Annotated in this window: 21 protein-coding genes and 1 tRNA gene; 7 read left to right on the top strand and 15 right to left on the bottom strand. The window is 66.6% G+C overall.

Annotated features, from left to right (window positions below; genetic code table 11):
• Positions 1 to 18: 18 nt before the first annotated feature.
• Both NUV79_RS08355 and NUV79_RS08350 read left to right on the top strand, forming a co-directional pair.
• The gene (locus tag NUV79_RS08355) at positions 19 to 1065 is read left to right on the top strand and encodes an ABC transporter substrate-binding protein (RefSeq protein WP_257732614.1); all 1047 of its coding nucleotides are present in this window, start codon (positions 19 to 21) and stop codon (positions 1063 to 1065) included.
• 111 nt (positions 1066 to 1176) lie between these two features.
• Positions 1177 to 2046 (top strand): ABC transporter permease, encoded by an 870-nt coding sequence (locus NUV79_RS08350; protein WP_257732613.1) that lies wholly within the window; start codon positions 1177 to 1179, stop codon positions 2044 to 2046.
• Between the two features lie 64 nt (positions 2047 to 2110).
• Here NUV79_RS08350 and NUV79_RS08345 read toward each other — a convergent pair whose 3' ends face one another.
• The 3 genes from NUV79_RS08345 to NUV79_RS08335 form a co-directional block, all read right to left on the bottom strand.
• Positions 2111 to 5290 carry an efflux RND transporter permease subunit gene (locus NUV79_RS08345; RefSeq protein ID WP_257732612.1) on the bottom strand — a complete coding sequence of 1060 codons (3180 nt, stop codon included), beginning with the start codon at positions 5288 to 5290 and terminating at the stop codon, positions 2111 to 2113.
• A 79-nt stretch (positions 5291 to 5369) separates the two neighbouring features.
• On the bottom strand, positions 5370 to 6569 hold the full coding sequence (locus tag NUV79_RS08340) for an efflux RND transporter periplasmic adaptor subunit (RefSeq protein WP_257732611.1): 1200 nt from the start codon (positions 6567 to 6569) through the stop codon (positions 5370 to 5372).
• 51 nt (positions 6570 to 6620) lie between these two features.
• The gene (locus NUV79_RS08335) at positions 6621 to 7457 is read right to left on the bottom strand and encodes an alpha/beta hydrolase fold domain-containing protein (protein WP_257732610.1); all 837 of its coding nucleotides are present in this window, start codon (positions 7455 to 7457) and stop codon (positions 6621 to 6623) included.
• Positions 7458 to 7565: 108 nt separating this feature from the next.
• On the opposite strand from NUV79_RS08335, the gene NUV79_RS08330 reads away from it, so the two are divergent.
• The gene (locus NUV79_RS08330) at positions 7566 to 8567 is read left to right on the top strand and encodes a LysR family transcriptional regulator (protein ID WP_257732609.1); all 1002 of its coding nucleotides are present in this window, start codon (positions 7566 to 7568) and stop codon (positions 8565 to 8567) included.
• Here the strand turns inward: NUV79_RS08330 and NUV79_RS08325 are convergent.
• From NUV79_RS08325 to NUV79_RS08290, 8 genes are read right to left on the bottom strand one after another with little or no spacing between them, the layout of a single operon-like run.
• Entirely contained in the window at positions 8540 to 8986 is a 447-nt protein-coding gene (locus NUV79_RS08325) for a PTS sugar transporter subunit IIA (protein WP_257732608.1), read from the bottom strand. The two genes, NUV79_RS08330 and NUV79_RS08325, sit on opposite strands and share 28 nt — an antisense overlap.
• A gap of 28 nt (positions 8987 to 9014) precedes the next feature.
• Entirely contained in the window at positions 9015 to 9707 is a 693-nt protein-coding gene (locus tag NUV79_RS08320) for a response regulator transcription factor (protein ID WP_257732607.1), read from the bottom strand.
• Entirely contained in the window at positions 9704 to 12412 is a 2709-nt protein-coding gene (locus tag NUV79_RS08315; protein ID WP_257732606.1) for a sensor histidine kinase, read from the bottom strand. The genes NUV79_RS08320 and NUV79_RS08315 overlap by 4 nt, the downstream gene beginning before the upstream one ends.
• Positions 12413 to 12463: 51 nt before the next feature.
• Positions 12464 to 13069 (bottom strand): K(+)-transporting ATPase subunit C, encoded by a 606-nt coding sequence (locus NUV79_RS08310; RefSeq protein WP_257732605.1) that lies wholly within the window; start codon positions 13067 to 13069, stop codon positions 12464 to 12466.
• 11 nt (positions 13070 to 13080) lie between these two features.
• Complete coding sequence (gene kdpB / locus NUV79_RS08305; RefSeq protein ID WP_257732604.1) at positions 13081 to 15138, bottom strand: potassium-transporting ATPase subunit KdpB; 2058 nt, start codon at positions 15136 to 15138, stop codon at positions 13081 to 13083.
• Positions 15139 to 15171: 33 nt separating this feature from the next.
• Complete coding sequence (locus NUV79_RS08300; RefSeq protein WP_257732603.1) at positions 15172 to 15342, bottom strand: hypothetical protein; 171 nt, start codon at positions 15340 to 15342, stop codon at positions 15172 to 15174.
• A gap of 10 nt (positions 15343 to 15352) precedes the next feature.
• The gene (kdpA, locus tag NUV79_RS08295; protein WP_257732602.1) at positions 15353 to 17056 is read right to left on the bottom strand and encodes a potassium-transporting ATPase subunit KdpA; all 1704 of its coding nucleotides are present in this window, start codon (positions 17054 to 17056) and stop codon (positions 15353 to 15355) included.
• A gap of 29 nt (positions 17057 to 17085) precedes the next feature.
• Positions 17086 to 17175 (bottom strand): K(+)-transporting ATPase subunit F, encoded by a 90-nt coding sequence (locus tag NUV79_RS08290; protein ID WP_173044066.1) that lies wholly within the window; start codon positions 17173 to 17175, stop codon positions 17086 to 17088.
• 508 nt (positions 17176 to 17683) lie between these two features.
• Between NUV79_RS08290 and motA the strand changes: the two genes are divergently transcribed.
• The gene (gene motA, locus NUV79_RS08285; protein ID WP_257732601.1) at positions 17684 to 18763 is read left to right on the top strand and encodes a flagellar motor stator protein MotA; all 1080 of its coding nucleotides are present in this window, start codon (positions 17684 to 17686) and stop codon (positions 18761 to 18763) included.
• Between the two features lie 21 nt (positions 18764 to 18784).
• Positions 18785 to 19657 (top strand): flagellar motor protein MotB, encoded by an 873-nt coding sequence (locus NUV79_RS08280; RefSeq protein ID WP_257732600.1) that lies wholly within the window; start codon positions 18785 to 18787, stop codon positions 19655 to 19657.
• 186 nt (positions 19658 to 19843) lie between these two features.
• Here NUV79_RS08280 and NUV79_RS08275 read toward each other — a convergent pair.
• Positions 19844 to 19928 (bottom strand) — tRNA-Leu (locus NUV79_RS08275).
• Positions 19929 to 20126: 198 nt separating this feature from the next.
• Here NUV79_RS08275 and NUV79_RS08270 point away from each other — a divergent pair.
• Entirely contained in the window at positions 20127 to 20738 is a 612-nt protein-coding gene (locus tag NUV79_RS08270) for a YqaA family protein (RefSeq protein WP_257732599.1), read from the top strand.
• A gap of 7 nt (positions 20739 to 20745) precedes the next feature.
• The gene (locus tag NUV79_RS08265; RefSeq protein WP_257732598.1) at positions 20746 to 21273 is read left to right on the top strand and encodes a disulfide bond formation protein B; all 528 of its coding nucleotides are present in this window, start codon (positions 20746 to 20748) and stop codon (positions 21271 to 21273) included.
• 3 nt (positions 21274 to 21276) lie between these two features.
• Here NUV79_RS08265 and NUV79_RS08260 read toward each other — a convergent pair whose 3' ends face one another.
• The 3 genes from NUV79_RS08260 to NUV79_RS08250 all read right to left on the bottom strand — a co-directional run.
• On the bottom strand, positions 21277 to 21834 hold the full coding sequence (locus NUV79_RS08260; RefSeq protein ID WP_173044100.1) for an HNH endonuclease: 558 nt from the start codon (positions 21832 to 21834) through the stop codon (positions 21277 to 21279).
• A gap of 224 nt (positions 21835 to 22058) precedes the next feature.
• Positions 22059 to 22943, bottom strand: a complete 885-nt coding sequence (locus NUV79_RS08255) for a 3-hydroxybutyryl-CoA dehydrogenase (protein WP_257732597.1) — start codon at positions 22941 to 22943, stop codon at positions 22059 to 22061.
• Between the two features lie 82 nt (positions 22944 to 23025).
• On the bottom strand, positions 23026 to 23423 hold a 398-nt coding region (locus NUV79_RS08250), incomplete at its 5' end, for an electron transfer flavoprotein subunit alpha/FixB family protein (RefSeq protein WP_257732596.1).

Below are 23423 nucleotides of genomic sequence, written 5' to 3'. Positions count from 1 at the left end.
AGAAACGAGGGGAATACCATGGCTTCATTCGACAGGCGGGATCTTCTGAAAGGCGCCGGTGCGGCCGCATTGGCCACGGCCACCGGCATGCCGGCTCTTGCTCAATCCGGCGGGCGCGTGGTCGTCGGCACCTGGGGCGGTGACTATGCGCGGCTCCTGACCAAGAATATCGAGGACCCGATCCTCAAGCCCAAGGGCCTCGAGGTGGTGCAGGATCAGGCCGGCGATGCGCCGCGCCGCGCCAAGATGGTCGCCGAGCGGCGCCTGCCGCGCGGCACGGTCGACATCCAGGGCCTGTCGGCCGCCAACATGTACGAGATGAACGAAGCCGGTGTGCTCGAGCAGATCGACTATTCCAAGCTGCCCAACGCCAAGAACCTGCTGCCGACGATGAAGTACCCCTATGGCATGGGGCACATCTATTCGGGCAACGTCGTGATCTACAATCCCAAGATCATCTCGCCGGCGCCGAAGGGCTTCAAGGACTGGCTCGACCCGAAATGGGGCTCGAAGATCGGCTTCATCGACATCCAGTACCAGTCGATCTTCATCGCGGCCTCGATGGCTGCGACCGGCGGCAAGGACATGAACGACATCGAGAAGGCCAAGGAGGTCCTGCTCGCGGTCAAGAAGGCCGGCGCGCGTGTCTATCCGACCAACGAGGCCTTCGCCCAGGCGATGAAGAACGAGGAAGTCGGCATCAGCGCGATCTGGAAGGCGCGCGTCGTGCAGTGGCAGAACGCCGGCATCCCCTGCGAGGCGGTCTCGCCGATCGAGGGCATTCCGACCTATGTCTCTGGCTTCGTGATCCAGAAGAACGCGCCCAACAAGGACAACGCCTACGCTTACATGGACGCGATGCTGGCCAAGGCGCCGCAGGAGGCCTTCGCGGTCGACATGGGCTATAACGGCACGGTCACCGGCCTCAATGTCGATCCGGCGCTGCACAAGCGCATCGGCTTCACGCCTGAGGAAGAGAAGACCCTCAAGGATCTCGACTACGCCTTCCTCGCCAAGAACGACGCGGCGATGAAGGAGTGGTGGGACAAGGTCTTCAAGGGCTGACATGCCTCGTCCGTTCGACCATCGCGGCCGCCTGACGCGGCTTTCTGCGCTCCCGGCTCGCGCTGGCGAACGGTCAAACCATGCCGTTGACATAAGCTTGGGGAGTGGTTCATGAGCGCCGCTCCCGAAGCCGTCGCCGGTGCACGGACCAGACTCGCCGGCCTGCTCGTCATGCCGGCGACGCTCTTCGTCGCGCTCATGCTGATCGGGCCGCTGGCGATCCTGTTCCGCTATTCGCTCAACAAGTTCGTGCCCGGCCAGTTCATGGTCGACGCGCTGGTGATCGAGAACTACGTCAAGTTCTTCACCGATGCCTATTATCTCAACGTGCTCGCCCGCACGGTTCGCGTCGCGGTGATCTGCACGCTGGCCTGCTTGATCATGGGCTTCCCGCTCGCCTATGTGCTGGCGCGCACGCAGAGCCGCTTCAAGAACCTGATGGTCATCGCGGTGGTGCTGCCGCTCTTTGTCGGCAATGCCGTGCGCGCCGCCGGCTGGATGACGCTGTTCGGCAGCAAGGGCGCGTTCAACGCCTCGCTGATGGGCTTAGGGCTGATCGATCAGCCGCTGGAGATCATGTATACCGAGAATGCCGTGCTGATCGGCATCATCGCGGTCAACCTGCCCTTCATGGTGCTGACGCTGCAGAGCGTGATCGAGGGCATTCCGCGCAATGTCGAGGAGGCGGCCTTCAGCCTCGGCGCAGGCCCCGCGGCGATGTTCCGTCGCGTGCTCTGGCCGCTGGCGCTGCCCGGCATTCTCGCCGGCACGATCCTGACCTTCATCCTGGCGATGAACGCTTATGCCACGCCGGTGCTGCTGGGCGGGCCTAAATTCCAGATGATGGGGCCGCTGGTCTATGGCCAGTTCGCGCAGCAGAACAACTGGCCCTTCGGCGGCGCGATCTCGTTCATCCTGATGACTGCGACGATCCTGCTCACCATGATCGCCCATCTCACCGTGCAGCGGCGCTATCGCTGACGCGGCTCAAGCGAAACCGCCTCCGGCCGAGTGGCTGGAGGCGGTTCCCTCTCATTGCCTAGGCTTACTCGGCAGCCTGCAGGACCGGCTGCTCGATATCGTGCCGGGCGAGCGGGCGGTTGCCTGCGAGCTTGCGCATCAGCACGTAGAAGACCGGCGTCAGGAAGATGCCGAAGGCGGTGACGCCGATCATGCCGGCGAAGACCGCGATGCCCATCGCCTGCCGCATCTCGGCGCCGGCCCCGGTCGAGACCACCAGCGGCACCACGGCCATGACGAAGGCGAGCGAGGTCATCAGGATCGGGCGCAAACGCAGGCGGCTGGCCTCGATCGCGGCCTCGACCGGCGTCCTGCCCTCGAATTCGAGTTCTCGCGCGAATTCGACGATCAGGATGGCGTTCTTGGCGGATAGTCCGACCAATACCACGAGGCCGATCTGGGTGAAGACGTTATTGTCTCCGCCCGAGAGCCAGACGCCGGTCAGCGCCGCCAGCAGGCCCATCGGGATGATCAGCAGGATCGCGATCGGCAGGGTCATGCTCTCGTACTGGGCGGCCAGCACGAGGAAGACCAGCAGGATCGCCACCGGGAACACGATCACCGCCGAGTTGCCGGCCAGGATCTCCTGATAGGTCAGTTCGGTCCATTCGAAGGCGAAGCCCTTGGGTAGCGTCTCCTTCGCGATGCGCTCCACCGCCTCCTGCGCCTGTCCCGAGGAGAAGCCCGGAGCCGCGCCGGCATTGATATCGGCCGAGAGGAAGCCGTTATAGCGCATGGCACGTTCCGGCCCGGAATCGGTGCGCACGTTCAGCACCGCGCTGAGCGGGATCATCTCGCCGGAGGTCGAGCGCACCTTGAGCTGGCCGATATGCTCCGGCTGGGCGCGGAAGGGTGCATCGGCCTGGACGCGCACGGTGTAGGTGCGCCCGAAACGGTTGAAGTCGTTGACATAGGTCGAGCCGAGATAGGTTTGCAGCGTGTCGAAGACTTCCGTCACGGGCACGCCGAGCTGGCGGGCCTTGGTGCGGTCGATATCGGCATAGAGCTGCGGGACATTGACCTGGAAGCTCGAGAACATGCCGGCGATCTCCGGCGCCTGCGCGGCCTTGGCCATGAAGGCCTTGGTCGCCTCGTCCAGCGCGGCATAGCCCAGCCCGGCGCGATCCTCGATCTGCAGCTTGAAGCCGCCGATGGTGCCGAGGCCCTGCACGGGCGGCGGCGGGAACATTGCGATGAAGGCCTCCTTGATGCCCGAGAACTCCTTGTTGAGCTGCATCGCGATGGCGTTGCCGCTCAGGGCCGGGTCCTTGCGCTGGTCGAAGGGCTTCAGGCCGACGAAGACGATGCCGGAATTCGACGAGTTGGTGAAACCGTTGATCGAGAGGCCGGGGAAGGAAATGGCGTTCTCGACGCCCGGATGCTTCAGCGCGATCTCGTCCATGCGGCGGATGACGTCCTCCGTTCGGTCGAGGGTCGCGGCATCGGGCAGCTGCGCGAAACCGACGAGATACTGCTTGTCCTGTCCGGGGACGAAGCCCGAGGGCACCGCCTTGAACAGCACGCCCGTCGCTCCGAGCAGGACGACATAGACCGCGAGCATGATCGCGCGATGCGAGATCACCCGGCGCACGCCGCCGCCATAGGCCTCGGAGGAGCGGTTGAAGAAGCGGTTGAAGGCGCGGAAGAACCAGCCGAACAGCTTGTCCATGAAGCGGGTCAGAGCGTCCTTGGGAGCGTGGTGGCCCTTCAGCAGCAGCGCGGCGAGAGCCGGCGAGAGCGTCAGCGAGTTGATCGCCGAGATCACCGTCGAGATCGCGATGGTCAGCGCGAACTGGCGGTAGAACTGTCCGGTCAGGCCGGAGATGAAGGCCAGCGGCACGAAGACCGCGACCAGCACCAGCGCGATCGCGATGATCGGGCCGGAGACCTCGCGCATCGCCCTGTAGGTCGCTTCGCGCGGGGAGAGGCCGTTCTCGATATTGCGCTCGACATTCTCGACCACGACGATCGCGTCGTCGACGACGATGCCGATGGCGAGCACCAGCCCGAACAGGCTGAGCGCATTAATCGAGAAGCCCATGAGATACATCACCGCGAAGGTGCCGACGACCGAAACCGGCACGGCGACGAGCGGGATGATCGAGGCGCGCCAGGTCTGCAGGAAGACGATGACGACGAGCACGACGAGCGCCACCGCCTCAAGCAGCGTGGTGATGACGGCCTTGATCGAGGCGCGCACGAACTGGGTGGTGTCGTAGACGATCGAGTAGTCGACGCCCTCGGGCATGTTCTGCTTGATCTCGCGCATCGTTTCCTGGACGCGGTCGGCGATCGCGATGGCGTTCGAGCCCGGTGCCTGGAAGACCGGCACAGCGACGGCCGACTTGCCGTTGAGCAGCGAGCGCAAAGCATAGTCGGCAGCGCCCAATTCGATGCGGGAGATGTCCTTCAGCCGGACGACCGCGCCGTCGGCTGCGGTCTTGACGATGATTTCGCCGAACTGCTCCTCGTTCTGGAGGCGGCCCTGAGCATTGACCGAAAGCTGCAGGTCGAGGCCCGGCGCGTTCGGCGAAGCGCCGATGACGCCGGCCGCGGCCTGGACGTTCTGGGCGCGGATCTCGCGCACGACATCACCGGGCGAGAGCCCGTGCTCGGCGACCTTCTGCGGGTCGAGCCAGACGCGCATCGAATAATCGCCCGAGCCGAAGAGCTGGACCTGTCCGACACCGTCGATGCGGGCGAGCCGGTCCTTGACGTTCAGCACCGCGTAATTGCGCAGATAGGTCATGTCGTAGCGGCCGTTCGGCGAGGTGATGTGCACCACCATCGTGAGGTCGGGCGAGCTCTTGACCGTGGTGACGCCAAGCCGGCGCACCTCCTCGGGCAGGCGCGGCTCGGCCTGGCTGACGCGGTTCTGCACCAGCTGCTGGGCCTTGTCCGGGTCGGTGCCCAAGCGGAAGGTGACGTTCAGCGTCATGACGCCGTCCGTCGTCGCCTGGCTCGACATGTAGAGCATGCCTTCGACGCCGTTGATCTGCTCCTCGATCGGCGTCGCCACCGTCTCGGCGATCACGCGCGGGCTCGCGCCCGGATATTGCGCCCGCACGACGACCGTCGGCGGGACGACCTCCGGGTATTCGGAGATCGGCAGGGCCCTGATCGAGAGCAACCCTGCCAGGAAGATGAGCACGGAGAGGACCGCCGCGAAGATCGGCCGGTCGATGAAGAATTTCGAGAGGTTCATGGTGCGCCCCCTTTCGAGCGGCTTATTGGACCTGCGGCCACGGACCCGCCCTTGCGGCGTCCGTGGCGGGTCATTGATGTCAGCGTTGCGCGAGTTCGGTCGCGGGCTTCTTCAGTTCGCTCTTCTCGGCCATCGGCACCGGCTCGGGTGCGACCGTCGCGCCGGGGCGCACGCGCTGGAGCCCGTTGACGACGATGCGCTCGCCGGGCTTCAGGCCGGCGATGACGACGCGCAGGCCGTCATGGGCGGCGCCGAGCGAGACCTCGCGCCAGGCCGCCTTGGCGTCATCGCCGACGACGAAGACGAACTTCTTGTTCTGGTCGGTGCCGACGGCGCGCTCGTTGATGACGAGTTGCTGCTCGGCCCTGGCCTGCCCGAGCTGGACCCGGACGAACTGGCCGGGCATCAGCTTGCCGTCGGGATTGTCGAGCTGGGCGCGGACGCGGACCGTGCCGCTGGCGCCGTCGATGCCGTTATCGACGAAATGCAGCTTGCCCGTGAACTGCGCGGCCTGCGCCGTCGCGGTGGTCAGCCTGACCGGGATCTGCTCCAGCGCCCGCGAGCCGTCGGGCAGCGAGGCGAGAGCGTCGAGCACGCTGCGCTCGTCGGCATTGAAGGCAGCATAGATCGGATCGACCGAAAGCAGCGAGGTCAGGACCTGCCCGCCGGCCGCGATCAGGTTGCCGATGGTGACGTCGAGCCGGCCGATGCGGCCGCTGATCGGGGCGCGGATCTGGGTGTAGTCGAGGTTGAGCTGTGCCGTGCGGCGGGCGGCCTCGGCGGCCTGGAGATTGGCCTGCGCCTCCCGCAAGTTGTTGACGCGGGTATCGACGTCGCGCTGCGAGAGGTTGCGGGTCGCCAGCAACTGCTGGCCACGCTCGTTCTCGCTCTCGGCGAGCGCGACGCGCGCCTTCGCGCCCTGCACCTGCGCCTCGGCTCGCTGAAGATCGGCGAGATAGGGCGCCTGGTCGATGCTGACGAGCAGCTCGCCCTGCTTCACGAGATTGCCCTCGCGAAAGTGCACGGCTTCGACGACGCCGGCGACGCGCGAGCGTAACTCGACACGCTCGATCGCCTCCAGCCGGCCGGAGAATTCGGCCCAGGGCACGACCTCGCGCGCTTCGACGGTCGCGACGGAGACGGGGACGGCAGGCGGCGCGGCAGGGGCGGTGTCGCCCTGCGCGCGGGTTCCGGATAATGCGAAGACCGTGATGGCGGTCAGCGCGACGGAGGCAGTGAGGCCGGCCAAAAGGCCGCGACGGTTCGTTCCCGGAATCATGGGGTCGGTCCTTCCTTGGAAATGCTTGGAGTGTTCGAAAGAGAGCGGGCGCTAGGAGGGCGCGGTCCGTTCATAGAAGGCGGCGATCTCGCCGCAGCTCTTGCAGAGACAGGAGCCTTCCTCGGCCGCATCCGCATAGGCCTGCGGCCAACGGGTCGGCGCGCTGAACTCGACATGACGGACGGCGATGCCGGCCTGGCCGAGGCGAGCGGCATATTGCGTGGCTTCGTCGCGCATCGGATCGTCCTGGCCGCTGATCAGCAGGGCCGGCGGCAGGCCGGCGAGGCGTGTTGCCTGAAGCGGGGCGGCGTAGGGGTGGGCGGCGCGCTCGGGCGTGCCGAGATAGTCGGCCCAGCCATCGGCCCAGCGGCAGCCGACCGGGCCGGCCTGCGCGCCGCGCAGCGAGGCGGTGCCGAGGCAAGCGTCGAGCATCGGCGAAAACAGGATCTGGCCGGCCAGCGCCGGGCCGCCGCGATCGCGCGCCATCATGGCAAGTGCCGCAGCGAGATTGCCGCCGGCTTCCTCGCCGGCGATGTAGAGCGGCGCGCCGCGCGTCGCCCAGCGATTGCGCCCCCTGGCAAGAGCCTCGAGCGCTGCATAGATGCGCTCCAGCGTCTCGGGGAAGCGCTGCACCGGCGCGAGCGGGTAGGAGAGCGAGAACACGACTGCGCCAGCTTCGGTCAAGGCCGTGGCGACGGCCTGCCCCTCGGCCGGCGAGCCGCTGTTGAAGTGGCCGCCATGCAGGTGCAGCACCAAGCCGGCATTGTCCGGGACCTCGGCGGGGACGTAGAGGCGGCCGGTGAAGCTCTCCCCACGGGCGCTCAGGGTTTCCTCCCGCCAGAAGACGGAGAGGACCGGTTGCAATTTCTGCGCGGCGATCGCGGGCATGACGCACCCTCGCTGTTGCGTTGCAGCACGAGATAGTGAATCGGCATTCTGGAATAAATACGCTATCCGCTCATTCATTGTTCACATGCAGAAACAATCCGAGGGCATATGGACCAGCTTGCCGCGATGCGGGCCTTCGTGCGGGTCGTCGAGACCGGGACCTTCACGCGCGCCGCCGATCTCCTGGATATGCCGAAGCCGACCGTCACCAAGCTGATCCAGCAGCTCGAGGCACACTTACGCGCCAAGCTGCTGAACCGGACGACGCGGCGCGTGACCGTGACCATGGACGGCGCGGCCTATTACGAGCGGGCGCTACGCCTGCTCGACGAGCTCTCCGAGCTCGATGCGAGCCTGACGCTGGCGCAGGCGCGGCCGAGCGGGCGGCTCAGGGTCGATTGCAGTTCGTCGCTGGCGGTCTCCGTGATCATCCCGGCGCTGCACGAATTCCAGGCCCGCTATCCCGATATCCAGCTCGACCTTGGCCTGAGCGACCGGCCGGCCGACCTGATCGGCGAGAACCTCGACTGTGCCGTGCGGGCCGGCGAGATCGTCGACCAGAGCCTGATCGCGAGGCGGATCGGCGAGATGCAACTCATCACCTGCGCGACACCGGATTACCTCGCCCGCTTCGGTACGCCGGTCCATCCGCGCGATATCGAGAACGGCCACCAGATCGTCGCCTATCGGCCGGCGCTCGGCGGCCGGGTGCTGTCCCTGGTCTACCAGAGCCTCAGTGAGACGATCGAGGTCAACGGGCGCTACGCGATCGCGCTCAATGACGGCATGGGCTATCTCGCGGCCGGGCTCGCCAGCCACGGCATCATGCAATTGCCGACCTTCATGGCGCGCGTGCCGATAGCGGACGGACGGCTCGTGCCGCTGCTCATGGATTGGTGCACGGCGCCGAAGCCGCTGCACATCGTCTATCCGCCGAACCGCCACCTCAGCAACAAGGTGCGCGTCTTCGTCGACTGGCTGGCGGAGTTGTTCGCGCGCGACGAGTTCGTCCTGTCGCGCGGCGCAAGTTGCAAGCCGACGATCCTGCCGTCCGTGCCGGTGCCGATCCCGGCCAAGGCCGATCAGCTCTCGTCGAGCAGCAGCGCGTAGATGTCCTCGCCGCCTGCGGCCCTGCGGATGCGTTCGCGGATCTCGGCCGGGCGCAGGCGCTTGGCGATGCAGGCCAGTGCGTCGATGCGGCCCTTGCCGCCGTTCACAGGCGTCAGCACCAGGCAGACGAGATCGACCGGCGCGCCGTCGATCGCCTCATAGGCGACAGGCTTCTCCAATCGCGCCAGCAGGCCGAAAGGCTCGGGGAGGCCTTCGACCGGCGCATGCGGCATCGCCAGCCCGCCGCCGACGCCGGTGGAGCCCAGCGCCTCGCGGCGGTTCAGTGCGTCGAGAATAACGGTTTCGGGCAAGGCGAGCTGCTCGGCCGCCTTCTTCGCGAGCGCCCGGAACAGGGCCGGCTTGTTCGCGGCGGCAAGCCTGACGATCGAGCGCGGGCGGATGATGTCTGTTGGGATCATGGATCGGTCTTCTGCCTTGCGGCAGGGCTCACTCGGCTTCGCGCAGGCGATAGCCGACGCCGGTCTCGGTGGTGATGTATTGCGGCTGGTCGGGGATACGCTCGATCTTCTGGCGCAGTTGCCGAACATAGACGCGCAGGTACTGCACATCGGCCGAGGCACCCCAGACCTGCTTCATCAGGAACTGATGGGTCAGCACCTTGCCGGCATGCTGCACGAGGATGCGCAGGATGTCGTATTCCTTGGGCGAGAGCTTCACCTCCTGCTCGCCCAGCCTGACGATGCGCTTGACGAGATCGACCGAGAGCTCGCCGGTCTGGAAGATCGGCTTCTCGCCCTGCTGCTGCAATTTGTGGCGTAGCGCCACGCGCAGGCGGGCGGCCAGTTCCTTCATGCCGAAAGGCTTGGTGACATAATCGTCGGCCCCGTTTTCGAGAGCCCCGACGATGCCGGCCTCATCGGTACGGCTCGACAGGATCACGATCGGCAGGGCGAGCGCCTCGGCGCGCCATTTCTGCAGAAGCTCCTGCCCGGACATATCCGGCAGGCCGAGATCGAGGATGACGAGATCGGGTAGGTCCTCGGCGACGCGTTCGATCGCCTCGCGCGCGGTGGCCGCCTCGCGGATGGCATAGCCCTCGGTCGAGAGGCCGACGCGGAGCAGGCGGCGGATCGCCGGCTCGTCGTCCACGACCAGCACCTTGATATCCGTTGCCGTCATGATTGTGGTTCCACTCGGTTGGGCTGGGCGTCGGCCGGCATGCGGATGGTGAAGACCGCTCCGCTGCGGTCCGCCCGGTTGGCCGCCGTGATCGTGCCGCCCATCGCCTCGACGAAGCCGCGGCAGATGGCAAGGCCGAGCCCGGTTCCGGCGCGGACCTGATCGCCTTTCCGGACGCGGTAGAAGCTGTCGAAGACGCGTTCGAGATCGGCGGGCGGCATACCCGGCCCCTCATCGGTCACTGTCACCAGCACTTCGCGGCCGCCCTGCCAGGCGCGGATGGTGATGGCGCTGTCGGCGGGCGCGTATTTCGCGGCGTTGTCCAGCAGGTTGAACAGCACCTGCTCGAACAGGACGGGATCGAGCCTGAGCATCGGCAGGTCGCCGGGCAGGGCGGTTTCGACATGGTGGCCTGCGGTGATCTTGTTGGCGCGGCGCAACGCGCTGCCGACGACATCAGCGACATCGACCAAGGCCGCATTCGGCTCCATCGCGCCGGATTCGATCCGGGTCATGTCGAGGAGATTGGCGATGAAGCGGTTGAGGCGTTCGGATTCGTCGATCACGGTCGCGAGCAGGGCGGTGCGATCCTCTTCCGGCAGAGCCTGGCGGTAATCGCGCAAGGTGCCGGCCGCGCCCATGATTGAGGCCAGCGGTGTCTTGAGGTCATGCGAGATCGAGGTCAGCAGCGCCGAGCGCAGACGGTCGGCCTCGGCCGCTAGTTTCGCGCGGTCGACATCGGCGACGAGCTGGATGCGCTCGATGGCGACGGCGGCTTGGTCGGCCAGTGCGTCGAGCAGGCGCTGCTGCTCCGGCGTCAGCAGCGGGCCTTCCTTGTCGTCGTCGAGGCCGATCACGCCGATCGCGGTGCGGCCGGTGCGCAGGGGTAGGTAGAGCCGCTTGGCGCCGGGCAAGGTATCGGCGCCACGCCCGGCCGGGCGGTCATGCTCCCAGGCCCAGCGCGCGGCGGCGATATCGGCATCGACCAGCGTGTCGTCAGGCGGGTAGCCGGCACGGACGTCGAGCGTTCCCTCATCCGGCATCAGGATGACGACGCGCAGGCACAGCATCGAGGCGATCTGGAAGGCGCTGGCCCAGAGGACGTCGTCGAGCGTGCCGGTGCCGGCGAGCTTCTTCGAGAAGAGATAGAGGTCCTCGGTGGTGCGGACGCGCTGGCGGGCGGCATTGGCCTGGCGCTGGACGCGGGCGGTCAGGTTCGAGGCGATCAGCGCGACGAGCAGGAAGAAGCCGAGCGCGACGACGTTCTCGGGATCGGCGATCGTGAGCGTGTAGAGCGGCGGGATGAAGAAGAAATTCAGCGAGAGTGCGCTCAGCAAGGAGGCGAAGAGGGCCGGCCCCAGTCCGGTGGTGACGGCCGAGGCGAGCACGGCGGTGAGGAAGACCAGCGCGATATTGCGCAGGTCCATGATCTGGCTGAGCAGTTCGGCCGCGCCGAGCGCTGCCGCGACATAGGCCGCCGCCGCGAGATAGGGCCTTGGCGTGAAGCTAGGCTTGCCGATGGCCGAGACGCCGGCATCCGCCTCCGGCGGCTGCTCCCGCAAGGCGACGACATGGATGCCGATATCGCCGGCGCGGCCGATCAGTTCATGCGAGACGGAGGCCCTGAGCCACTCGCGCCAGCGCGGCTTGGCCGGCTTGCCGACAATGATCTGGGTGACGTTGCCGCTGGCGGCATGGCGCAGGATCTCGCCCGCCACGTCCTGTCCGGGCAGGGTGATCGCCTCGGCGCCGAGCTGTGCCGCGAGCCGGAGCGTATTGGCGATGCGCGTCTTGGCCGCTTCGGGCAGGGCCACGGCCTGTGGTGTCTCGACATAAAGCGCGCTCCAGGGCGCGCGCAGCCGGTCGGCCTGCCGTTTGGCATGGCGGATGAGGGCAGGGGCCCCGACGCTGTCGTCGATGCAGACCAGGATGCGCTCGCCCGCCGCCCAGGGGCCGGAGATCGCATGCTCCTGCATATGGCTGAGGAGCTGGTCGTCGACCCGCTGCGCGGTGCGGCGCAGCGCCAGCTCGCGCAAAGCGGTCAGGTTGCCCGGCGAGAAATAGTTGGCGACGGCGCGCTTGGCGGTCTTGCCGAGATAGACCTTGCCTTCTTCGAGGCGCTTGATCAGGTCGGCCGGCGTCAGGTCGATGATCTCGATATCGTCGGCGCGGTCGACGATCGAATCCGGCACGGTCTCGCGCACGCGGATGCGCGTGATCTGGGCGACGACGTCGTTCAGGCTCTCGACATGCTGGATATTGAGCGTGGTGTAGACGTCGATACCGCGTGCGAGCAATTCCTCGACATCGAGATAGCGCTTGGGGTGGCGGCTGCCGGGCGCGTTGGTATGGGCGAGCTCGTCGACGAGGACGAGGGCCGGGCGGCGCGCCAGGATCGCGTCGAGGTCCATTTCGTCGAGCGCGCGGCCCTTGTAATCGACGAGCCGGCGCGGGACGATCTCGAAGCCGTCGACCAGCGCTTGCGTTTCGCTGCGGCCATGGGTCTCGACGACGCCGATCACGACATCGATCCCTTCCGCCCGGCGGGCCCGGCCGGAGGTCAGCATCTCGTAGGTCTTGCCGACGCCCGGCGCCGCGCCGAGGAAGATCTTCAGGCGCCCGCGGCCTTCGCGCTGGGCGCTGGCCAGCAGCGCTTCGGGGGAGGGCCTGCCTCTCGTCTCGCGATGGCTGTCGGCGATGGTCATGCGGTCCGCGGGGAAAGCGGCGGCGCCTCATGCGCCGCCGGGGCCTTTGTGTCAGCGCGGGGGCGCGCCGTCGAGAGCAAGGTTCAGTGCGAGCACGTTGACGACGGACTCGCCGATGAAACCGAGCTTGCGCCGCTCGACATGGGTATCGACGAGCGCTTTCAGTGTCGCCGGGTCGGCATTGCGAGCCTTGGCGACGCGCGCGATCTGGAAATAGGCGGCCTCGGGCGAGATATGCGGGTCGAGCCCGCTGCCTGAGGCCGTCACCAGCTCCATCGGCACCGGCGCACCCGGGTTTTCCGCCTTGAGCGTCTCGGTCTCGGCCTTGATGCGGTCGACCAGCTTCTGGTTGGTCGGGCCGAGATTGGAGCCCCCGGAATTGGCGGCGTTATAGGGCGCGTCCACGGTCTTCGTGCTGTCGTTCGGGTCGGCGCCGACCGTCGCCGAAGGGCGGCCGTGAAAATAGCGCTCGCTGACGAAGTTCTGGCCGATCAGGCTGGAGCCGATGATCTTGCCATCCTTCTCGATCAAGCTGCCATTGGCCTGGCGTGGGAAGACGGCCTGGGCGATGCCGGTCATGGCGAGCGGGTAGGCGAGGCCGGTGATGGCCGCAAGCGCGACGATCATCACGAGGGCGGGGCGAATCTGCTTGAGCATGGTCGTGTTCCTCAGACGAGGCCGATGGCGGTGATGGCCATGTCGATGGCCTTGATGCCGATGAAGGGGACGACGAGGCCGCCGAGCCCGTAGACGGTGAGGTTGCGGCTGAGCAGCGCACCGGCGCCGACCGCGCGGTACTTCACGCCCTTCAGCGCGAGCGGGATCAGCGCGACGATGATCAACGCGTTGAAGATGATCGCGGAGAGGATGGCGCTCTGCGGCGTCTCCAGACCCATGACGTTGAGCGCGCCGAGCTGCGGATAGAAGGCCAGGAACATCGCCGGGATGATGGCGAAATACTTGGCGACGTCGTTGGCGATCGAGAAGGTCGTCAGCGCGCCGCGCGTCATCAGGAGCTGCTTGCCGATCTCGACGATCTCGATGAGCTTGGTCGGGTCGCTATCGAGATCGACCATGTTGCCGGCTTCGCGGGCCGCGACCGTGCCGGTGTTCATGGCGACGCCGACATCGGCCTGGGCCAGTGCGGGCGCATCATTGGTGCCGTCGCCGCACATGGCGACGAGCTTGCCCTTGGCCTGCTCCTCGCGGATCAGGGCGAGCTTGTTCTCAGGCGTGGCCTGGGCGAGGAAATCGTCGACGCCGGCCTCGGCCGCGATGGCGGCTGCGGTCATCGGGTTGTCGCCGGTGATCATCACCGTGCGGATGCCCATGCGGCGCAGTTCCGTGAAGCGCTCGCGGATGCCGCCCTTCACGATGTCCTTGAGATGGACGATGCCGAGCAGACGCCCGTCGCGGGCGACCGCCAGCGGTGTGCCGCCGGCCTTCGACACCTCGGCGGCGATGGCCTGGATCTCGCGCACGGTTTCGGGCGTGGACCGGATATCGGCGCCCTCGACATATTTCAGCACGGCATCGACCGCGCCCTTGCGGATCTGCGAGCCCTCGAGATCGACGCCGCTCATCCGGCTCTGCGCGGTGAAGGGCACGAAGGTCGCATGCAGCGAGCCCATGTCGCGGGCGCGGATGGCGTATTTCTCCTTGGCGAGCACGACGATCGAGCGGCCTTCCGGCGTCTCGTCGGCGAGCGAGGCGATCTGGGCGGCATCGGCCAGCTCCTGCTCTCCGACGCCGCGCACGGGGCGGAACTCGGTCGCCTGGCGGTTGCCGAGCGTGATCGTGCCGGTCTTGTCGAGGAGGAGCGTGTCGACGTCGCCGGCCGCCTCGACGGCGCGGCCGGACATGGCGAGCACGTTGAAGCGCACCAGGCGGTCCATGCCGGCAATGCCGATGGCCGAGAGCAGCGCGCCGATCGTGGTCGGGATCAGCGTGACGAACAGCGCGACCAGAACGACGACCGGGATATAGCCGCCGGCATAGGTGGCGAAGCTCGGGATCGTCACGGTGGCGAGCACGAAGATCAGCGTCATGCCGGCGAGCAGGATATTGAGCGCGATCTCGTTCGGGGTCTTCTGGCGCTCGGCGCCCTCGACCAGCGCGATCATGCGGTCGATGAAGGTCGAGCCCGCCGCGGCGGTGATGCGCACGCGAATCCAGTCGGAGAGCACCTGGGTGCCGCCGGTCACGGCCGAGCGGTCACCGCCGGATTCGCGGATGACGGGCGCGGACTCACCGGTGATCGCGGCTTCGTTGACCGAGGCGACGCCCTCGATGACCTCGCCATCGGAGGGGATGATGTCGCCGGCTTCGACCAGCACGAGATCGCCGACCTTGAGCGAAGTGCCCGGTACGAGCCGGAACTGGCCGCGGTCATCGCCCGAGAGCAGCTTGGCTTCCGTCTCGCTGCGGGTCTTGCGCAGCGAGTCGGCCTGGGCCTTGCCGCGCCCTTCCGCCACCGCTTCCGCGAAATTGGCGAAGAGCACGGTGAACCAGAGCCAGAGCACGATCTGGAAGGAGAAGCCGAGATTGGCACCTCCCGTAGCAAGGTCCTTCAGGAAAAGGATGGTGGTCAGGGCCGAGACCACGGCGACGACGAACATCACCGGGTTGCGGGCGAGGCTGCGCGGGTCGAGCTTGCGGAAGGCGTCGGCAAGCGCCGGCAGCAGGATCCGGGCGTCGATCAGGCTCGCGGATTTGGACTGGCTCATAAGAGGCTCCAGCGGAGGGGTGTCGGGTCCGGCTCAAGCGGCGACGAGGCCGGCGAGCGCGCGGACGAGCAGCAGGACAAGGAACAAAGCGACCGTCAGGCCGAGGATGAGGGTGGCAGGGCGCGGAGGCGCCCTGTCCGTTTCCCGCGAGGCGGCGTCGCGATGGACGGCGTCGCGGCGCATTTGGCGCAGGCAGCTTGCCATGGCGGCCTCCTCAGAAACTCTGGCCCGCGAGCATCGCGAGATGCTCGACGATCGGGCCGACGGCCAGCGCCGGGAAGAAGGTCAGGCCGCCGACGATCAGGATGACGCCGACGAGCAGGCCGACGAAGAGCGGGCCGTCGGTCGGGAAGGTGCCAGCCGAGGCGGGCACGGATTTCTTCGCGGCGAGCGAACCGGCGATGGCGAGCGCCGGGATGATGACCAGGAAGCGACCGACCAGCATGGTGATGCCGAGCGTGGTGTTGTACCAGAGCGTGTTCGCCGAGAGGCTGGCGAAGGCCGAGCCATTGTTCGCCGCCGCCGAGGTATAGGCGTAGAGAATCTCGGAGAAGCCGTGCGGGCCGCTATTGCCGGCCGACGCCACCGCACCGGGCAGCACGACCGCGATCGCGGTGAAGACCAGCATGCCGGCCGGCAGGCAGAGGATGGCGAGCATCGCCATCTTGACTTCACGGGCCTCGATCTTCTTGCCGAGATATTCCGGCGTGCGGCCGACCATCAGGCCGGCGACGAAGATCGCCAGCACGACGAAGAGCACGATGCCGTAGAAGCCGGCGCCGACGCCGCCGACGATGATCTCGCCCAGCTCCATGTTGATCAGCGGGATCAGGCCGCCGAGCGCGGTGAAGCTGCCATGCATGGCGTTGACCGCGCCACAGGAGGCAGCGGTGGTGACGACGGCGAAGAGGGCCGAGAGCGGGATGCCGAAGCGCATCTCCTTGCCTTCGAGATTGCCGCCCTGGAGGCCGAGAGACTGAAGCAGCGGATTGCCGGCGGCTTCCGCCCAGTAGCAGACGGCGATGCCGGCGATGAACATCACGCCCATGGCCGAGAGGATCGCCCAGCCCTGGCGCTCGTTGCCGACCATCCGGCCGAAGACATTGGTGAGCGCGGCGCCGATCGCGAAGATCGAGACCATCTGGATCAGGTTCGAGATGGCGTCGGGGTTCTCGAAGGGATGGGCCGAGTTGGCGTTGAAGAAGCCGCCGCCATTGGTGCCGAGCATCTTGATCGCGAGCTGGGAGGCGACCGGGCCGCGCGCGATGGTCTGCTGCGCGCCTTCGAGCGTCGTCGCAGTCACCGAGGGGTCGAGGGTCTGCGGGACGCCGAGCGCGACATAGGCCAGCGTCAGCAGGATGCAGAGCGGCAGCAGCAGGTAAAGCGTCGCGCGGGTCAGATCGACCCAGAAGTTGCCGACTGATTGGGCCGAGGCGCGCGCGAAGCCGCGGATCAGCGCGACGGCGATGGCGATGCCGGTCGCGGCCGAGACGAAGTTCTGCACGGTGAGGCCGAGCATCTGCGTCAGGTAGGACATGGTGCTCTCGCCGCCATAGCCCTGCCAGTTGGTGTTGGTGACGAAGCTGACCGCCGTGTTGAAGGCGAGGTCGGGTGCGACCGCGCCCATGCCGTCCGGGTTCAGCGGCAGCACGCCCTGGAAGCGCTGCAGCCCGTAGAGCAGCAGCAGGCCGGCGAGGTTGAACAGCAGCAGCGCGACGGCGTAGCCGCTCGAGTGCTGCTCCTCGCGCTCATGCGTGCCGGCAAGCGCGTAGAGCCCACGTTCGACCGGTGCGAGCACGGGGGAGAGGAAGGTGCGCTCGCCTTTGAAGACGCGCGTCATGTAGCTGCCGAGCGGCTTCATCAAGGCGAGCACGATCGCGCAGAAGACGAGGATCTGGATCCAGCCATAGAGTGTCATGGGAGGGCTTTCTCAGCTCGCGCCGGCGCTCAGAAGCGCTCGGGGCGCAGCAGCGCATAGGTGAGATAGACGAGCAGGACCGCAGTCACCGCGCCGCCGAGGAGATAATCGACGAACATGGGAGGCTCCTTCAGAGCGCGTTGCAGGCCGAGACATAGGCGAGCGCGGCTCCGAAGAAGCCGAGCGCGAGCGCGAGCATGGCGATATCCATTGCCGTGGTCCTTTCGACCGGGCGTTACCGATGGGCCGACGCGCGCGGACCCACCTTCCGGCGGAAGGCGAGGACGCGAGCGGATCGACCATGGCAGGGATTATCGTGCCGGCGGCATAGCCGTTCGAGACGGCGGGCGCGGTTGCAGAATAGGAATTTTATAGGAATTCGTCGGATTCCGGAGCAGCGATCGGGAGTTCTGCCTCTGCGCTGCGATGGGACATCCCAGTGCATGCGGAACACGCGTTCCGCGTGGGACGCAGGCGATGTCTGCCCCATTGCAACAGCATCCCGAGTTGGGAGGCGGGCAGGAGCTTCTGTCTTCGTGCCCCCAGAGGCAGGGTGGCGACACCAATGTTGTAACGCCGCGCGCGTCTGGCTGGACCGCCACGCGGAAGGTGCGGTGAAGCCAGTGCTTGTCGGTTCCGGTGAATGCGCGGTTTCTTCGCGCTTGCGATCTCATCCGTGCCCTACACCCGCTTCAAGCACCAAAGCCGCGGCCGGAGAGCGACGCTTCCGAACCTGCGGAGCAAGCGCCAATAAACTTGCCCTTAACCTCGATCGGTCATTTCGTTGGACTTAGTAGTGGCTTCGCGCGGGCTGTACCTGCTGCGGCGCGAGGGTGGCAAACCATGCGGCTGATCGTCGGCTCAATCATCGTCTTCGTCTGCGTCTTCGGCAGCTACGCGGCTATGGGTGGCCATCTCGAGGTGCTGTGGCAGCCGTTCGAGTTCGTCATCATCCTCGGTGCAGCGATCGGCGCCTTCGTCATCGGCAACCCCGGACCGGTGCTCAAGGCCGTGCCCGGCATGCTCGGCACGATCGTGAAGGGTCCCAAGTACAAGCAGGAATGCTACGTAGAACTGCTGGGGATGCAGTATTCGTTGTACAAACTCGTGAAGCAGAAGGGCATGCTCGCGGTCGAGCAGCATATCGAAAATCCGAGCGAGTCGTCGCTGTTCAATGCCTTTCCGACCTTTGCCGCGAACCATCATGCGGTCGAGTTCGTCTGCGATTACATGCGCATGTTGACATTGGGCGCCAACAACGTCCACGAGATCGACGCTCTCATGGACGAGGAGCTCGAGACGCACCACCAGGAGCAGGAGCGTATCGTTTCGGCGATGCAGTCGATCGCCGACGGAACGCCGGCGCTCGGCATCGTCGCCGCCGTGCTCGGCGTGATCAAGACGATGGGCGCGATCAAGGAGCCGCCGGAGGTGCTGGGGCATCTGATCGGCGGCGCGCTCGTCGGCACCTTCTTCGGCGTTTTCGTCGCCTACGGCTTCTTCGCGCCCATGGCGGCGTCGCTCAAGAGCACCTTCGAGGCGGAATCCAAATACTTCCTCTCACTCAAGGCGGGGCTCCTCGCCCATATCAGCGGCCAACCGCCGGTGATGGCGGTCGAATTTGCCCGCAAGGCCCTGATGAGCGACGTCCGCCCGACCTTCGCCGAAGTGGAAGCGGCTACCGCCGCCCTGCCCGCCAGCGTCTGATCCAATCTCCAGCAGGACTCGATGGACAAGCCCATCCAGCCGATCATCATCAAGAAGGTCAAGAAGGCCGGTCATGCGCACCATGGCGGGGCCTGGAAGATCGCCTATGCGGACTTCGTGACCGCCATGATGGCGTTCTTCCTGTTGATGTGGCTGATCAGCATGACGACGCAGGAGCAGAAGGAAGGCTTGGCGGAATATTTCGCGCCGGCGGCCCTGAGCCCGACAAACAGCGGGGCTGGCGGCGTCCTGATGGGCAGTGCCCTGGACAAGTCGGGCAACAGGTCGTCAGTGCCCCGCGACGCGGCGAGGGGCATCACCGGGCAGGACGACAAAGCGCGACCGACCAACTCAGGCGGCGCCAGCGACCGCGAGGTCAGCCGCCGGGCCCCCAGCGTGCAGGCCAACTACAGTGCCATAGCCAGCCTCCGGCAGGCGCTCCAGAACATGCCCGAGATCGCCGAGCTTTCGCGCAACATCGTGATCGAGCAGACCAAAGAGGGGCTGAACGTTTCCCTCGTGGACGATAATGGCCGCTCCATGTTCCCCGACGGCTCGGTCCAGCCCTACGAGCGTACCCGTCTCGTGCTCGAGGCGCTCGCGCCCACCATTCGCCGGATGCCCAACAGCCTGTCTGTCACCGGCCATACGGCCGCCGCGCGCCCGGGCTCGGTGCAGGCTGTCGATTCCTGGAGCCTCACCGCCGGGCGCGCGCTCGCCGTGCGCGAGATCCTGTCGGCTGCCGGGCTCCCCAACGACCGCTTCACGTCCGTGGTGGGGCGCGCCGACACAGAGCCGCTCTTTCCCGACAATCCCTACATTCCGCCGAACCGGCGCGTGACGATCACGCTGCTCAACGCGGAGCCGCCGCTGCCCCCGGGCGTGTTTCCCTGACGACAAGGCGCCTCCCATGAGAGTGCCCAAACGGGAATGGCCCCGGCTCTTGGAGTAGCGGCCTTATGCCTTCACGAGGCCATCCCATCGCCGGCTGTCAGCGACGGCCGGCGGAGAGCCAGCGCTTGTCGTCTCCGGATCTTATCGGACGCTTCGAAGGTTGGCGAAGGCCAGTAAAAGAACCTTTGGTGCCCCTGGCCGGGATCGAACCAGCACTCCTTGCGGAACTCGATTTTGAGTCGAGCGCGTCTACCAATTCCGCCACAGGGGCCCTTTGCAGGCGGGCGGACTATAGCGATCGATCGATGCCGGTCAATCGCTGCTTCCGCCAATCCAGCGGGTTTTGACGAAGAGACTGCAAGGCCTTTCGCCGCCGGAAACGAAGAGCGGGCGAGGTAGCTCGAAATCACGCCTTCCCGATGCATGGAAGCCGTTGCGTCAGCGGGTGGCGCATGCTCTAGAGCGCGCCATGCTCAAGCGCCTCTATGAATGGACGATGTCGCTCGCTGCCCGGCCGCGGGCGGAGCTCTGGCTGGCGGTGGTCGCTTTCGTCGAAAGCTCCTTCTTCCTGATCCCGGCCGATGTGCTGTTCGTGCCGATGGCACTCGCCCGGCCGCAGCGGGCCTACCGGCTTGCCTTCGTCGCGACACTGTTCTCGGTGCTCGGCGGCATCGCCGGCTACGCGCTCGGCTACTACGCCTTCGAGGCGCTGGCGAAGCCGGTCCTCGCCTTCTACGGCAAGCTCGGCGCCTTCGAGACGCTCAAGGCCTGCGCCGGGCCGGATACGACGCTGATCCTGCTGACGACCTCCGGTCTTGCCCATCTGCCGCCGATCAAGGTGGTGACGATCCTGGCCGGGGCCGTCCATATCGGGCTGACTTTCTTCGTCATCTCCTGCGTTCTGGCCCGTGGCGCGCGCTTCTTCGCGCTCGCCTTCCTGCTCCGGCGCTATGGCGACACGATCCGCCATTTCATCGAACGTCGCCTGAAAGTGATCGCGGTGGTGGGCGCCGCCCTGCTGATCCTGCTTTATTTCGGCCTCAAGCTCGTCGCAGGGTCTGGCCAGCTTTTCTCCTGCTGAGCCCGTCATGACTGCCTCCCTTGCCGCTGCCCCCGCTTCGTGCCGCCTGCCGAACTCGCGGCAACTGATCGCTCTCATCGGCGTGGTCAGCCTGGCGCTGATCGCCGGGGCGTGGTTCTTCGAGCTCGTCCTGCACCTGCGCCCCTGCAAGCTCTGCCTCGAGCAGCGCGCGCCGCATTATGCCGCGATCGGGCTCGCAGTCGTCGGGCTGGTGCTGGCGCGCTCGCCGCGGCTGCAGTGGTTCGTCCTGCTGGGATTGGCCGGACTGATGGCCTGGAGCACCGGGCTCGGTGTCTACCATGCCGGTGTCGAATGGGGCTGGTTCATGGGGCCGAACGATTGCGGCGGGGCTGCGCCGGCTGCGGCTGGCCTGCAGGACTTCATGAAGCAGTTGCAGACGACGCGGATCGTCGCCTGTTCGGAGGCTGCGTGGCGCTTCCTCGGGCTGTCGCTTGCGGGCTGGAATGCTCTGGCCTCGGCCGGCCTCTTCCTGCTTGCCGTGTTTGGTTTGCTGCGCGGGCGGTCGCAGGCGTGAGGCTTACGGCTCCAGCTCGGAATCCCAGTAGAGATAGTCCAGCCAGCTCTCGTGCAGGTAGTTCGGCGGGAAGAGCTTGCCGTTGCGGTGGAGGTCGTTGACCGTCGGCGCATAGGGCTTCTGGGCCGGGAACATCTCGACCGCGGCCGGCATCTTGTCGCCCTTGCGCAGGTTGCAGGGCGAGCAGGCGGCGACGACGTTCTCCCAGGTGGTCAGACCGCCCTTGGAGCGCGGGATGACGTGGTCGAAGGTCAGCTCCTCGCGCGTGTTGCAGTATTGGCAGGCGAAACGGTCGCGCAGGAAGACGTTGAAGCGGGTGAAGGCCGGGGTCCGCGAAGGCTTGATATAGCTCTTGAGCGAAACCACCGAGGGCAGCCGCATGTCGAAGCTCGGGCTGCGGACCACGGTGTCGTATTCGGAGACGATGTTGACGCGGTCCATGAAGACCGCCTTGATCGCGTCCTGCCAGCTCCACAGCGACAGGGGATAGTAGCTGAGCGGCCGGAAATCGGCGTTCAGCACCAAAGCCGGACAGCCGTCCGGCGATGCCATCGGATGCATCACATGCGCCGTCAAACCCGTCGCACCTCCGCTTCACCAAGCGGAACGAATCCCGCTCAAGGATCAATGTAAGCGCGAGACGACAGGAATGTGAAGGAACTTATTGCGACTGCGGCAAGCACCCGCGCACGGGCGAGGATCGGCCTCGTCCGTGGCAGCCAAGCGGTAGTTTGCGATGAAACCCGGCCGGGTTTTCGCAGCTTGCGGGCGGCCGGCCTGATTCGTCAGCGGGTCGGGACGGGTTTCTCGCCGCGATAGTCGTAGAAGCCGCGCTTGGTCTTGCGACCGAGCCAGCCGGCCTCGACATATTTCACCAGCAGCGGGCAGGGGCGATATTTCGAATCGGCCAAGCCGTCATGGAGCACCTGCATCACCGAAAGGCAGGTATCGAGGCCGATGAAGTCGGCGAGCTGGAGCGGGCCCATCGGGTGGTTGGCGCCGAGCCGCATGGCGGTGTCGATCGCCTCGACCGAGCCGACGCCCTCATAGAGCGTGTAGACGGCCTCGTTGATCATCGGCAGCAGGATGCGGTTGACGATGAAGGCCGGGAAATCCTCGGAGACCGACACGGTCTTGTGCAGGCTGCCGACGAGGTTCTTGGCGCGCTCGAAGGTGCCGTCATCGGTGGCAATGCCGCGGATCAGCTCGACGAGCTGCATCAGCGGCACCGGATTCATGAAATGGATGCCGATGAAATGCTCGGGGCGATCTGTCGCCGCGGCAAGCCGCGTGATCGAGATCGAGGAGGTGTTGGAGGCCAGGATCGCGTCCGGGCGCAGATGCGGGCAGACGGCGGTGAAGATCTTGCGCTTGACCTCCTCGTTCTCGGTCGCAGCCTCGATGACGAGATCGCAATCGCCGAGATCGGCGAGGCCGATGGCGGGCTGGATGCGGGCGATCGCGGCGCGGCGTTCCTCCTCGGCGAGCGCGCCCTTCGAGACCTGGCGGGCCATGTTGCCGTCGATCGTGGCGAGCGCGGCGTTGATGCGCTCCTCGGCGATGTCGTGCAGCCGGATGTCGAAGCCGGCGGCGGCCGCGACATGCGCGATGCCGTTGCCCATCTGGCCTGCCCCGATGATGCCGATCGTCTTGATCGCGTGGTCCGACATGGTTTGATCCCGGATGAACGTTCAGGCTCCCGCAGGAGCGGAGCGGGCCGCCCAATGGCGGCCCGGAAGGGTGACGTCGGCCTTACTTGCCGGCTTTGGCGAGCTCGGCGTCGAGCTCCGGCAGCACCGTAAACAGGTCGCCGACGAGGCCGTAATCGGCGATCTGGAAGATCGGGGCTTCCTCGTCCTTGTTGATGGCGACGATGACCTTCGAGTCCTTCATGCCGGCGAGATGCTGGATCGCGCCGGAGATGCCGACGGCGATATAGAGCTCGGGCGCGACCACCTTGCCTGTCTGGCCGACCTGCCAGTCGTTCGGGGCATAGCCCGCATCGACCGCCGCGCGCGAGGCGCCCATCGCGGCGCCGAGCTTGTCGGCGACGGGCTCGATCACCTTGCCGAAATTCTCGGCCGAGGCGAGCGCGCGGCCGCCCGAGATGATGATCTTGGCCGAGGCCAGCTCCGGACGGTCGGACTTCG

This window comes from Allobosea sp. 47.2.35, from assembly GCF_024655635.1.
Classification (GTDB): Bacteria; Pseudomonadota; Alphaproteobacteria; order Rhizobiales; family Beijerinckiaceae; genus Allobosea.
The sequence above is the reverse complement of the archived record's forward strand: the minus strand, read 5'-3'. Positions and strand labels throughout refer to the sequence as shown.